The sequence below is a fragment of the Micromonospora sp. NPDC048843 genome, assembly GCF_040649965.1.
Taxonomy (GTDB): Bacteria; Actinomycetota; Actinomycetes; order Mycobacteriales; family Micromonosporaceae; genus Micromonospora; species Micromonospora hortensis.
This window is the reverse complement of sequence record NZ_JBEZGJ010000003.1, coordinates 36,570-48,968: the sequence shown is the minus strand read 5'-3', so window position 1 is coordinate 48,968 and position 12,399 is coordinate 36,570. Positions and strand designations below refer to the sequence as shown.

The window sequence follows — 12,399 nt, the reverse complement described above, 5'->3', positions numbered from 1 at the left end:
CGGCCAGCGGGGGCTTACGGCTGGTCGGTCGGCTCGGCGGTGAGCAGGCCCGAGTTGATCTCGCGCATGGCGATGGAGAGGGGCTTCTCCTGCGGGGTGGTCTCGACGAGCGGGCCGACGTACTCCAGCAGACCCTCACCGAGCTGGCTGTAGTAGGCGTTGACCTGGCGCGCGCGCTTGGCGGCGAAGATGACCAGCGCGTACTTCGACGTCGTCTTCTCGAGGAGCTCGTCGATCGGCGGGTTGGTGATGCCTTCGGGGTTGGCGATGGATCCCACGAATTAACCTCTGCGTCTTTCGAGCCGCGCGGACGCGGTGCTGAGTCTCAACGGCGGCCGGCCGTCAGCCACGCACGCGCGACCAGGCCGGATCCGGATAAGAAGAACCGAGTAAGCCTACCAGCTCCTCGACCACCCGTTCGGTGAGGTCGTGGGTCAGCGTGTGCTCGACGGTGGCGGCCACCGTGGCGTCGGGCGCGTACCCGGGTGGGCTCAGCAACACCAGCCGGGCATCGGGCAGGCGCGCCCGGACCAGTGGGACGCCGCGCAGGTCGAGCGGGAGCAGCACCGGCTGCCCGGCGTCGAGCCGGGCGCGCAACGGTGGGTACGGGGTGCCCCGGCGGTGCGAACCGATCCGGGACCACTCCAGCAGCTCGCCGTCGACGATCCGTCGATCGAACTCGGCGGGGGCGAGGAAGACGCGGTCCACCCCGTCGATCTCCGACTCCCGGCGCGGCCTGGTGGTTGCCGCGACCGGGATCCACACGGACGGAGAACGCGCCCGGACGAGCTCGACGACACTCTCCCTGCCGGAACCCGAAGGTCCAGCCAGGACAGTGAGCCGAGCCGCCGGGCGCGCCTCGTCATCCGTGCTCACTGCTTGTTTCTACACGCTGCCAGGTTCAGTTGGCGGCGAACTCTCCAAGCAGTGCCTTGCGCTGCTGCTCGCCGAGGCCACGCAGGCGACGGCTGTCGGCGATCTTGAGCTTCTCCATGATCTGGGTAGCCCGGATCTTGCCGATGCCCGGCATGGCCTGCAGGACGGCCGACACCTTGAGCTTGCCAACGACGTCGTCGCTCTCGGCCCGCTCGAGGACGGCACCGAGGGTGGTCTTGCCCTGCTTGAGCTGCTCCTTCAGCTGAGCACGGGCCTTGCGGATCTCCGCGGCCTTCTCGAGCGCGGCAGCGCGTTGTTCGGGGGTCAGTGACGGGAGCGGCACCAGTTCTCCTCAGGTCCCTATCGCGGCGGGCGGGGCGCACCGCCGCATCTGTGAAACGTGGTGTCGCTGTGAACCAAGGGGTCCATGGTTCCCAGCGCGGGGAAAACTAGCGGCCAACGGAGCTTTCGGCAACGTGGGGGCCGCATGATCACCGTAGAGTGACCGACCCGTCAGTCAGTCACCGGGCAGGCAGGACGGCCCGACAGTCGACCAACACGCGGTCCGCGGCGGCCCGCAGCGCGGCCACATCAGGGCCTGCCGAGAGCACTTCCCGGGAGTACGACGGGAGCACCGAGGCAAGGCTCGAACCGAAGACGGTACGCAGATCGGCCGCGCCGCCACCCTGCGCGCCGAGCCCCGGAGCGAGCAGTGGGCCGCCCACACCGGAGAGGTCGTGACCGGTGTCACCGATGGTCGCGCCGACCACCAGACCGAAGCTCCCGAGCGGCGACGCACCCCTGTTGAGCTGGGAAATCTCGTCGATAACGGTTTGCGCCACGGTGCGTCCGTCGGCCGTGACGGCCCGCTGGACGGCCGCGCCCTCGGGGTTGGAGGTGAGGGCCAGGACGAACACCCCGCCGCCGTGCTCGGCGGCCAGTTCGAACATCGGCGCCAGCGAACCGACTCCGAGGTAGGGGCTCGCGGTGACCGCGTCGACATACACGGGGCTGGATGGATCAAGGTACGCGGCGGCGTACGCGCTCACCGTCGAGCCGATGTCGCCGCGCTTGACGTCGAGCAGAACGAGCGAGCCGGCATCTCGTAACTGTCGGATAGTTGACTCAAGAATCGCCACACCTCGGGACCCGAACCGCTCGAAAAAGGCCGACTGAGGCTTGACTACCGCAACCCGGTCACCGAGGGCGTCCACAACGGTCCGGCTGAAGCGGTCGAGCCCCTGAACGTCGTCCGGGAGGCCCCACTGGGCCAGCAGACCGGGATGCGGGTCGATGCCCACACAGAGTGGGCCCCGCTCGGTGATCGCCCGGTGCAGCCGGGTACCGAAGCTCTCCATCGGAGTGTTCCCCTCTTCTCGTCCGGGCGGCTGACCCGCCCGGGTAACCCGTCGACCCGGTGGCCGGGCCGACTCAGCCGGCCGCCACCGCCGCCGCCACCCCGGTCGCGATCCGGGCCAGGTCGACGTCGTCGGTGACGTACGGCGGCATCGTGTAGATCAGGTCGCGGAACGGACGCAGCCACACCCCCTGGGCGACAGCGGCCGCGGTCGCCGCGCCGAGGTCGACCTCGTGATCGAGCTGGACCACGCCGATCGCGCCGAGGACCCGTACGTCGGCCACGCCCGGCGTACCGCGCAGGGGCTCCAGACCGGCGCGCAGGCCGGCGCCGACCCTGGCGACCTGGCCGGCCCAGTCTCCGGCCCGCAGCAGCCCGATGGAGGCGTTGGCCACCGCGCAGGCCAACGGGTTGCCCATGAACGTGGGCCCGTGCGCCAGCACGCCGGTCGCCGAGATGCCCCGGGCGACCTCGGCGGTGCACACTGTCGCCGCGAGGGTCAGGTACCCGCCGGTCAACGCCTTGCCCACACAGAGCACGTCCGGCGTCACAGCGGCGTGCTCGGCGGCGAACATCTCGCCGGTACGGCCGAACCCGGTGGCGATCTCGTCGAAGATCAGCAGAATCCCGTGGGCGCGGGTCACCTCGCGCAGCACCCGCAGGTAACCCGGGTGGTGGAAGCGCATCCCGCCGGCGCCCTGGACGACGGGCTCGACGATCACGGCGGCCAACTCGTCGGCGTGCCGCTCGACCGTCTCCACAAGCGCCGCCACGTACGCGTCGTCGGGCGGATCGGTGAAACCGCCCGGCGGCACCGGGGCGAACACCTGCCGGGGCAGCACGTCGCCCCACAGGTGGTGCATCCCGCCCTCCGGGTCGCAGACGCTCATCGGATGGAACGTGTCGCCGTGGTAGCCACCCCGCCAGGTCGCCAGCCGACGCCGCTGGGGCCGCCCGACGGCCCGCTGGTACTGCAGGCACATCTTCACCGCCACCTCGACGCTGACCGAGCCGGAGTCGGCCAGGAACACGTGCTCCAGGCCGTCCGGGGTCAGCTCGACCAGGGTCCGGGCGAGCTGCACCGCCGGCTCGTGGGTGAGCCCGCCGAACATCACGTGGCTCATCCGGCCGAGCTGGTTGGTCACCGCCGCGTCCAGCACCGGGTGCCGGTACCCGTGGATGGCCGCCCACCAGGACGACATCCCGTCCACCAGCTCCCGGCCGTCGGCCAGGGTCAGCCGTACCCCCTCGGCGCCGCGCACCACGTACGGCGGGTTGGCCGGCGGCAGCGCGGCATACGGATGCCAGACGTGCGCCCGGTCGGCGGCCAGGATCTCCTCGGGTGTCACGGGTACTCCTTCCAGACACGGACGGGCCGGGCGGTGGGCGTCGCGCGGCCGAGTCGGGTCATGCGTTCGCGCCCTTTGCTCTGCTTCACCGGACGCAACACCCGGGGTCCGGATATCGGACGCCGGCCGGTGCGTGGGTTGAAGCAGAGCAAAGGGCGCCAGGTGAGGGTGGCGTCCCGGGCTCGGAGCCGATGCGGCGGCGAACCGACGCGGGTCGGCCCACCGCACCGGCCCCGCCCGGGAGCGGTCACCGGCCGGCGACCGCGTCCGGTGCCGCCGTTGTGGCCACCGCGCGGGCGGCGGCGCGGACCAGTGCCGGTCCTCGGTAGATGAAGCCGGTGTAGAGCTGCACCAGGGCGGCGCCGGCATCGAACATCCGCGCCGCGTCGTCCGGGTCCAGCACCCCGCCGACGCCGACGATCGGCAGCCGCCCGCCGGTCTCGGAGTGGACGAAGGCGACCACGTCGCGGGCCCGTCCGGTGAGCGGCCGACCGGAGAGGCCACCGGCCTGCTCGCCACGCTCGACGTCGACGCCCGCGAGGCCGTCCCGGGACAGGGTGGTGTTGGTGGCGATCACCCCGGCGGCGCCCCGGGCCAGGCAGACCTCCAGCAGCTCGGCGATCGCCGCCTCGGTCAGGTCTGGTGCGATCTTGACCAGCACCGGCTTCTCCCCCACCAGCGCGCCGAGCAGCGCGTCCAGGTGGGCACGGTCCTGCAACGACCGCAGACCCGGCGTGTTCGGTGAGGACACGTTCACGGCGAAGTAGTCGCCGTGCCCGCGCAACGCCCGGTACGAGGCGAGGTAGTCCTCGACCGCCTCGTCCAGCGGGGTCACCTTGGACTTGCCCAGCGAGATGCCCAGCGGCACCCCGAGCGGGCGCGGCAGCGCCGCCAACCGGGCGGCCAACGCCGCGGCGCCGGCGTTGTTGAAGCCCATCCGGTTGACCACCGCCTCGCTGGCCGGCAGCCGGAACAGCCGCGGCCGGGGGTTGCCCGGCTGGGCGTGCGCGGTGACGGTGCCGACTTCCACGAAACCGAAGCCGAGCGCCGGCCAGGCCGGCAGCGCCGCGCCGTCCTTGTCCATCCCGGCGGCCAACCCGACCGGGTTGGGGAACCGCACCCCGAACACGGTGCGCGGCGCGTCGACCGCGTAGCGGGCCCGCAGCGCGGCGAGCGCGGCCGGCCGCCGCGACAGGGCCGCCAACCGCCGCAGCGTCCACTCGTGCGCCGCCTCGGCGTCCCCACCCCCGAGCCGGAACAGCAACGGCCGTACCGCCTGCTCGAACACTGTCACTGGGCCGCCCGCAGGATGGCGTGCAGGTCCTGCAGGGGGCGTACCTGCATGTCGCCGCGGATGCGCGCCTCGATGCCCATCACCGCCGCGGCGGCGCCGGGGACCGTGGTGATGCAGGGGATGTCCGCGGTGACGGCGGCGCTGCGGATCTCGTAGCCGTCGGAGCGGGCGCTGGCACCCGAGCCCTGCGGCGTGTTGATCACCAGCGCCACGTGGCCGCCGCCGATCAGCGACACCGCGTCGTCGCCCGCACCGGCCTGGTAGTGCTTACGGATCTGCTCACAGGCGATGCCGTGCCGGCGCAGCACCTCGGCCGTGCCGGCGGTGGCGACGATCTCGAAGCCCAGATCGGCCAGCCGCTTGATCGGGAAGATCATGCCGCGCTTGTCCCGGTTGGCCACCGAGACGAAGATCTTCCCGGCGGTCGGCAGCGACCCGTACGCGGCCGACTGGCTCTTGGCGAAGGCGTGCCCGAAGTTGGTGTCGATGCCCATCACCTCGCCTGTCGACTTCATCTCCGGCCCGAGCAGCGAGTCGATCCCCTTGCCCGCGCGGGTCCGGAAACGCTTGAACGGCAACACCGCCTCCTTGACCGCGACCGGCGCGTCGGCGGGCATCGTGCCCCCGTCCCCCGTCGCCGGAAGCAGGCCCTCGGCGCGCAGCTCGGCGATGCTCGCTCCGAGCGCGATCCGGGCCGCCGCCTTGGCCAGCGGCACCGCCGTGGCCTTGGAGACGAACGGGACGGTCCGCGACGCGCGCGGGTTGGCCTCCAGCACGTAGAGCACGTCGTCCTTGAGGGCGTACTGCACGTTGAGCAGGCCACGGACCCCGACGCCACGCGCGATGGCCTCGGTGTAGCGGCGGACCTCGACCAGGTGCGAGCCCGCGAGGGTGATCGGCGGGAGCGCGCAGGACGAGTCGCCGGAGTGGATGCCCGCCTCCTCGATGTGCTCCATCACGCCGCCGATGTAGACCTCGCCGTCGGCGTCGCACAGCGCGTCCACGTCGATCTCGATGGCGTCGTCGAGGAACCGGTCCACCAGCACCGGGTGGTCCGGGGAGATGTCGGTGGCCCGGCCGATGTAGTCGCGAAGCGTCGGGTCGTCGTAGACGATCTCCATGCCCCGCCCGCCCAGCACGTACGACGGCCGGACCAGCACCGGGTAGCCGATCTCGTCGGCGATCGTCTTCGCCTCGTCGTACGAGGTGGCCATGCCGTGCGCCGGCGCGCGCAGGCCGGCACGGGCCAGCACCGCGCCGAACGCGCCGCGCTCCTCGGCCAGGTGGATCGACTCCGGCGAGGTGCCGACGATCGGCACACCGGCGTTCTTGAGCCGCTGCGCCAGCCCCAGCGGGGTCTGCCCGCCGAGTTGGACGACCACACCGACCACACCCGGCCCGCCGGCCGCCCGACCGGACGAGTCCTCGGCGTGCCAGACCTCAAGGACGTCCTCGAAGGTCAACGGCTCGAAGTAGAGCCGGTCGGCGGTGTCGTAGTCGGTGGAGACCGTCTCCGGGTTGCAGTTGACCATCACGGTCTCGTAACCGGCCGACCGCAACGCCTGCACCGCGTGCACACAGGAGTAGTCGAACTCGATGCCCTGCCCGATCCGGTTCGGGCCGGAGCCCAGGATCAGCACCTTCGGCCGATCCGACGGCACGACCTCGGTCTCCAGGTCGTACGTCGAGTAGTGGTACGGCGTGGTCGCCTCGAACTCGGCCGCGCAGGTGTCCACTGTCTTGTAGACCGGGCGCACGTCCAGTCGGTGGCGCAGGGTCCGTACGCCGTCCTCGGCGGCCAGCTCCGGACGCAGCGCGGCGAGCTGCCGATCGGACAGACCGGCCCGCTTGGCACGACGCAGCAGATCGGCGTCGAGCACCGGCGCGTCGACGATCTCGGCGCGCAGCTCGATCAGCGCGGCGATCTGGTCCAGGAACCACGGGTCGATCCCGCCGGACGCCTCGGCCACCTCGGCGATCGACGCCCCGAGCCGCAGCGCCCGCTCCACCGTGTACAGCCGGCCGTCGTGCGGGATCCGCAGCGCGGCGAGGGTGTCGGCCAGGGTGACGCCCGCCGGGTCCGGCACACTCCAGAAACCGGCCGACTTGGTTTCCATCGAGCGCATCGCCTTGTTCAGCGCCTCGGTGAAGTTGCGCCCGAGGCTCATCGCCTCACCCACCGACTTCATCGTCGTGGTCAGCTCCGGGTCGGCGCCGGGGAACTTCTCGAACGCGAACCGGGGGATCTTCACCACCACGTAGTCGAGGGTCGGCTCGAACGCCGCCGGGGTCTTCAGGGTGATGTCGTTGGGGATCTCGTCGAGGGTGTAGCCGATGGCCAGCTTCGCGGCGATCTTCGCGATCGGGAAGCCGGTCGCCTTGGAGGCCAGCGCCGAGGACCGCGACACCCGGGGGTTCATCTCGATCACGACGATCCGACCGTCGACCGGGTTGACAGCGAACTGGATGTTGCAGCCGCCGGTGTCCACCCCGACCTCGCGCAGCACGGCGATGCCCAGGTCACGCAGGCGCTGGTACTCCCGGTCGGTGAGCGTCATGGCCGGGGCCACTGTGACGCTGTCGCCGGTGTGCACACCCATCGGGTCGATGTTCTCGATCGAGCAGACCACCACCACGTTGTCGTGCCGGTCGCGCATCAGCTCGAGCTCGTACTCCTTCCAGCCGAGCACGCTCTCCTCGATGAGCACCTCGTGCACCGGGCTGGCGGACAGGCCGTCGCCGGCGATACGGGCCAGGTCCTCCGGGGTGTGCGCCATGCCGGAACCCAGGCCACCCATCGTGAACGACGGCCGGATCACCACCGGCAGGCCCAGCTCGGCGACTGTCGCCTCGACCTCGTCCATCGAGTGGCAGACCCGCGAGCGGGGCACCAGCCCGGTCGGGTCGTCGACACCCAGCCGTACGCCGGCCTTCGCCACGATCTCCTTGAACAGCTGCCGGTCCTCGCCCCGGTTGATGGCGTCGATGTTCGCGCCGATCAGCTCCACGCCGTACTTCTCCAGGACGCCGGCCTCGTGCAGGGCGACGGCAGTGTTCAGCGCTGTCTGCCCGCCGAGGGTCGCGAGGATCGCGTCCGGGCGCTCCTTGGCGATGACCAGCTCCACGAACTCCGGGGTGATCGGCTCGACGTAGGTCGCGTCGGCGAACTCCGGGTCCGTCATGATCGTCGCCGGGTTGGAGTTGACCAGGCTGACCCGGATCCCCTCGCTGCGCAGCACCCGGCACGCCTGGGTGCCGGAGTAGTCGAACTCGCAGGCCTGCCCGATGACGATCGGCCCGGAGCCGATCACGAGGATGTGCTTGAGATCGGTCCGCTTAGGCATTGCTGCGCCCCTTGCTGTGGGTCCGGCCCTCGATGAGATCGGCGAATCGGTCGAAGAGGTAGTCCGCGTCGTGCGGACCGGCCGCCGCCTCCGGGTGGTACTGGACGGTGAACGCGGGCAGGTCCACGGCCCGCAACCCCTCGACCACGTTGTCATTGAGGCAGACGTGCGACACCCGTACGCCACCGAAGTCGGTGTCGATCACCTGGTCGGGGACGACAGCGCCGTTGCCCGAGCCGGGGACCTGCACGGCGAAGCCGTGGTTGTGGCTGGTCACCTCGACCTTGCCGGTGACCCGGTCGAGCACCGGCTGGTTGATCCCCCGGTGGCCGTAGCCCAGCTTGTAGGTGCCGAAGCCGAGCGCCCGGCCGAGGATCTGGCTGCCGAAGCAGATGCCGAACAGCGGCACCTCCCGCCGCAGCGCCTCGCGGGCCAGCTCCACCGGGGCGTCGGCGGTGGCCGGGTCGCCCGGGCCGGGTGACAGGAAGATCGCGTCGGCGCCGGTGGCGAGCATCTGGTCGATGCTCGACGACGCCGGCAGCACGTGGGTGGTCACCCCACGGGTGGCCAGCCGACGCGGCACGTTGCGCTTGATGCCCAGGTCCAGCGCGGCCACCGTGAAGCGGTGCTCGCCCAGGGCCTCGACGACGTACGGCTCGGCGGTGCTCACCTCGGCGGACAGGTCCGCGCCGACCATCTGCGGCGTCTGGCGGACCCGGGCCAGCAGGCTCTGCGGGTCGTTGTCGATGCTGGAGATGCCCACCCGCATGGCGCCCCGCTCGCGCAGGTGCCGGGTCAGCGCCCGGGTGTCCACCCCGCTGATGCCCACCACACCCTCGGTGGCGAGGCGGTCCTCCAGACCACCGGTGGCCCGCCAGTTCGAGCCGATCCGGGCCGGGTCGCGCACGACGTAGCCGGCCACCCAGATCCGACCGGACTCGTCGTCCTCGCCGTTGACGCCGGTGTTGCCGATGTGCGGCGCGGTCTGCACCACCACCTGACGGTGGTACGACGGGTCGGTGAGGGTCTCCTGGTAGCCGGTCATGCCGGTGTTGAAGACCGCCTCGCCGAAGGTCTCTCCGACGCTGCCGTACGCCTCGCCGGGGAACGTGCGCCCATCCTCCAGCACCAGGATTGCGGGTCTGCGCTTGACCATTACTTGACAGCCTTTCCGTCCAGGACCGTCGGCTCGCCGCGCAGGAAGGTCGCCACGATGCGACCCGGCAGCGTCATGCGGGCGTACGGGGTGTTGCGACTGCGACTGGCCAGTTCCGTCGGCTCGATGGTGCGACGGACGGCCGGGTCGATCAGGGTCAGGTTCGCCGGGACACCCGGCGCGGGGTCGACGCCGTGTCCGGTGAGGCCGGCGATCCGTGCGGGGGTGCGCGACATCCGCTCGGCGATCAGGTCCCACTCGGGGCCGAGCACGTCCAGCGCGATGGAGAGGGCCGTCTCCAGACCGAGCATCCCCGGTCGGGCGTACGCCCACTCGCACTCCTTGTCCTCCACCGCGTGCGGGGCGTGGTCGGTGGCGATCACGTCGATCACCCCGTCGGCGAGGGCGGCACGCAGCGCGGCGATGTCCGCGGCGGTACGCAGCGGCGGGTTCACCTTGTAGACCGGGTCGTAGGTCTCCGCCCGTTCGTCGGTGAGCAGCAGGTGGTGCGGGGTCACCTCGGCGGTCACGCGTACCCCGCGTGCCTTTGCCTGGCGCAGCACCTCGACGCTGCCCGCGGTGGAGACGTGGCAGACGTGCAGTCGGCCGCCCACGTGCTCGGCGAGCAGCACGTCCCGGGCGATGATCGCCTCCTCGGCGACCGCCGGCCAGCCGATCAGGCCGAGCCGGGTGGAGACCTCGCCCTCGTGCATCTGGGCGCCCTCGGTGAGCCGGGGCTCCTCGGCGTGCTGGGCGATGATCCCGTCGAACGCCTTGACGTACTCCAGGGCTCGGCGCATCAACTTCGGGTCGGCGACGCAGTGCCCGTCGTCGGAGAAGATCCGCACCCGGGCCGCCGAGTCGGCCATCGCGCCCAGTTCGGCCAGCCGCTCGCCGGCCAGCCCGACTGTGACAGCGCCGATCGGTTGCACGTCGACCAGGCCGGCCTCCCGGCCGAGCCGCCAGACCTGCTCGACAACGCCGGCGGTGTCCGCCACCGGGGAGGTGTTGGCCATCGCGCAGACCGCCGTGTAGCCGCCCAGCGCCGCCGCCCGGGAACCGGACTCGACGGTCTCGGCGTCCTCCCGGCCGGGCTCGCGCAGGTGGGTGTGCAGGTCGACGAGGCCGGGCAGGGCGACCAGGCCGGTGCCGTCGACGACTGTGGCGTCCGGCGCGGTCAGGCCGGGACCGACCTCGGCGATCACGCCGTCGCGGATCAGCAGGTCGGTCGGCGCGGCGCCGACGACACTCACGCTGGTGATCAGGTACGCGGTCACCGGTTGTTCCCTCCGAGCAGCAGGTAAAGGACAGCCATCCGCACGGAAACCCCGTTGGTGACCTGTTCGACGATGGTGGAGCGGGGTGAGTCGGCGACCTCGGGGGTGATCTCCATCCCCCGGTTCATCGGGCCGGGGTGCATGACGATCGCGTGCTCGGGCAGCCGGCGCATCCGCGGCCCGTCCAGGCCGTAGCGGCGGGCGTACTCGCGCGCGGAGGGGAAGTAGGAGTCGTTCATCCGCTCCCGCTGCACCCGCAGCATCATCACCACGTCCACGTTCGGCAGGACGGCGTCGAGGTCGTAGGAGACGTCGGTGCCGGGCGCGAGGGCGCCCGCGATGTCGACCGGGATGAGGGTCGGCGGGCCGACCAGGGTGACCTTGGCGCCGAGGGTGGAGAGCAGCAGCACGTTGGAGCGGGCCACCCGGGAGTGCAGCACGTCCCCGACCACAGCGACCGACAGGCCGGCGAGCCGGCCCAGCCGGGCCCGCATGGTGTACGCGTCCAGCAGCGCCTGGGTGGGGTGCTCGTGGGTGCCGTCGCCGGCGTTGACGACCGACCCGTCCACCCAGTTGGCCAGGCGGTGCGGCGCGCCGGAGGCGGGGTGTCGGATGACGACGGCGTCCGCGCCCATGGCCTGCAGGGTCAACGCGGTGTCCTTCAGACTCTCACCCTTGGTGACGCTGGACCCCTTCGCGGAAAAGTTGATCACGTCGGCGCTGAGTCGCTTCGCCGCCGCCTCGAACGAGATCCGGGTACGCGTGGAGTCCTCGTAGAAGAGGTTCACCACCGTCCGTCCGCGCAGCGCGGGAAGCTTCTTGATCTCCCGGCCGGCGACGGTGGCCATCTCGGCGGCGGTGTCCAGGATCTCGGTGGCGGTGTCGGCGTCCAGGTCCCCGCCAGAGAGCAAGTGTTTGATCATGAGGCAGTTCCCCCGTAGAGCTTGACCTCGTCCGTCCCGTCGATCTCGGCGAGCGTCACCTTGACGCTCTCGGCGAGCGAGGTCGGGATGTTCTTCCCGACGTAGTCGGCGCGGATCGGCAACTCCCGGTGGCCCCGGTCGACCAGCACGGCGAGCTGCACCGAGGCCGGGCGGCCCACGTCGTTGAGCGCGTCGAGCGCGGCCCGGACGGTGCGACCGGAGAAGAGCACATCGTCGACCAGGATGACCCGTTTGCCGTCGATCCCGTCGGCGGGAAGCTCGGTCGGACCCACCGCGCGGGTGGCGTGCCGACGGAGGTCGTCGCGGTACAGGGTGATGTCGAGCACACCGACCGGAACGACGACGTCCTCGAAGGTGCTGATCCGGTCCGCGAGCCGCCGGGCGAGGGGGGTGCCCCGGGTGGGAATCCCGAGCAGCACCGTGTTGGCGGCGCCCTGGGTCTTCTCCAGGATCTGGTGGGCGATGCGGTCGACCACGCGTTGCACGTCGGCGCTGGCGAGGATCACCTTCACCGAGGGTTGTTGCGGTGGTGACGAGCGGGCAGCCGGTGGGTATGCCACGGCGGACCTCCTTCCCCGCCTCACGGGACGGGTCGTTAAAGGATGTCGGGCACCTCCGGCCGGACCGCTCAGCAGACCTGGGCCGGGGCTTCCGCCACGTTACCAGTGGTCACCGGGGTGATGGACGGCGGCCGCTGACCACCGGGTCAGGTACCGGAAAAGGGGAAAACTCCCCGGACGCTCCGCAACGGGAGGGGCACGACCACTTGACCACGTGTCGCATTCCCCGTACCGTCACGCTC

General features: G+C 71.3%; 11 protein-coding genes. All 11 read right to left on the bottom strand.

Annotated features, from left to right (window positions below; genetic code table 11):
- Nucleotides 1–14: 14 nt before the first annotated feature.
- Nucleotides 15–278 carry a DNA-directed RNA polymerase subunit omega gene (gene rpoZ, locus AB0C20_RS01410; RefSeq protein WP_030335666.1) on the bottom strand — a complete coding sequence of 88 codons (264 nt, stop codon included), beginning with the start codon at nt 276–278 and terminating at the stop codon, nt 15–17.
- 64 nt (nt 279–342) lie between these two features.
- Complete coding sequence (locus AB0C20_RS01405) at nt 343–876, bottom strand: guanylate kinase (protein WP_357189748.1); 534 nt, start codon at nt 874–876, stop codon at nt 343–345.
- Between the two features lie 25 nt (nt 877–901).
- Entirely contained in the window at nt 902–1,219 is a 318-nt protein-coding gene (gene mihF, locus AB0C20_RS01400; protein WP_030335662.1) for an integration host factor, actinobacterial type, read from the bottom strand.
- Nucleotides 1,220–1,397: 178 nt separating this feature from the next.
- Nucleotides 1,398–2,234 (bottom strand): orotidine-5'-phosphate decarboxylase, encoded by an 837-nt coding sequence (gene pyrF, locus AB0C20_RS01395; RefSeq protein ID WP_357189750.1) that lies wholly within the window; start codon nt 2,232–2,234, stop codon nt 1,398–1,400.
- Nucleotides 2,235–2,307: 73 nt separating this feature from the next.
- Nucleotides 2,308–3,582: an adenosylmethionine--8-amino-7-oxononanoate transaminase gene (locus AB0C20_RS01390; protein ID WP_357189752.1), complete on the bottom strand. Its 1,275-nt coding sequence runs from the start codon at nt 3,580–3,582 to the stop codon at nt 2,308–2,310.
- Between the two features lie 247 nt (nt 3,583–3,829).
- The gene (locus AB0C20_RS01385) at nt 3,830–4,876 is read right to left on the bottom strand and encodes a quinone-dependent dihydroorotate dehydrogenase (RefSeq protein WP_357189754.1); all 1,047 of its coding nucleotides are present in this window, start codon (nt 4,874–4,876) and stop codon (nt 3,830–3,832) included.
- Complete coding sequence (gene carB, locus AB0C20_RS01380) at nt 4,873–8,220, bottom strand: carbamoyl-phosphate synthase large subunit (RefSeq protein WP_357566988.1); 3,348 nt, start codon at nt 8,218–8,220, stop codon at nt 4,873–4,875. Before carB ends, AB0C20_RS01385 begins: the two co-directional genes overlap by 4 nt.
- On the bottom strand, nt 8,213–9,376 hold the full coding sequence (gene carA, locus AB0C20_RS01375; protein ID WP_357189756.1) for a glutamine-hydrolyzing carbamoyl-phosphate synthase small subunit: 1,164 nt from the start codon (nt 9,374–9,376) through the stop codon (nt 8,213–8,215). Before carA ends, carB begins: the two co-directional genes overlap by 8 nt.
- Entirely contained in the window at nt 9,376–10,653 is a 1,278-nt protein-coding gene (locus AB0C20_RS01370; RefSeq protein WP_357566987.1) for a dihydroorotase, read from the bottom strand. The genes carA and AB0C20_RS01370 overlap by 1 nt, the downstream gene beginning before the upstream one ends.
- The gene (locus tag AB0C20_RS01365; protein WP_238686211.1) at nt 10,650–11,576 is read right to left on the bottom strand and encodes an aspartate carbamoyltransferase catalytic subunit; all 927 of its coding nucleotides are present in this window, start codon (nt 11,574–11,576) and stop codon (nt 10,650–10,652) included. Before AB0C20_RS01365 ends, AB0C20_RS01370 begins: the two co-directional genes overlap by 4 nt.
- Complete coding sequence (gene pyrR, locus AB0C20_RS01360; protein WP_357566986.1) at nt 11,573–12,157, bottom strand: bifunctional pyr operon transcriptional regulator/uracil phosphoribosyltransferase PyrR; 585 nt, start codon at nt 12,155–12,157, stop codon at nt 11,573–11,575. The genes AB0C20_RS01365 and pyrR overlap by 4 nt, the downstream gene beginning before the upstream one ends.
- Nucleotides 12,158–12,399: the final 242 nt, after the last annotated feature.

Excerpts from the sequence above, each read along its gene's own strand:
- pyrF (WP_357189750.1), bottom strand. The coding sequence starts at position 2,234 with ATGGAGAGCTTCGGTACCCGGCTGCACCGGGCGATCACCGAGCGGGGC.
- carB (WP_357566988.1), bottom strand. The coding sequence starts at position 8,220 with ATGCCTAAGCGGACCGATCTCAAGCACATCCTCGTGATCGGCTCCGGG.
- carA (WP_357189756.1), bottom strand. The coding sequence starts at position 9,376 with ATGGTCAAGCGCAGACCCGCAATCCTGGTGCTGGAGGATGGGCGCACG.
- AB0C20_RS01365 (WP_238686211.1), bottom strand. The coding sequence starts at position 11,576 with ATGATCAAACACTTGCTCTCTGGCGGGGACCTGGACGCCGACACCGCC.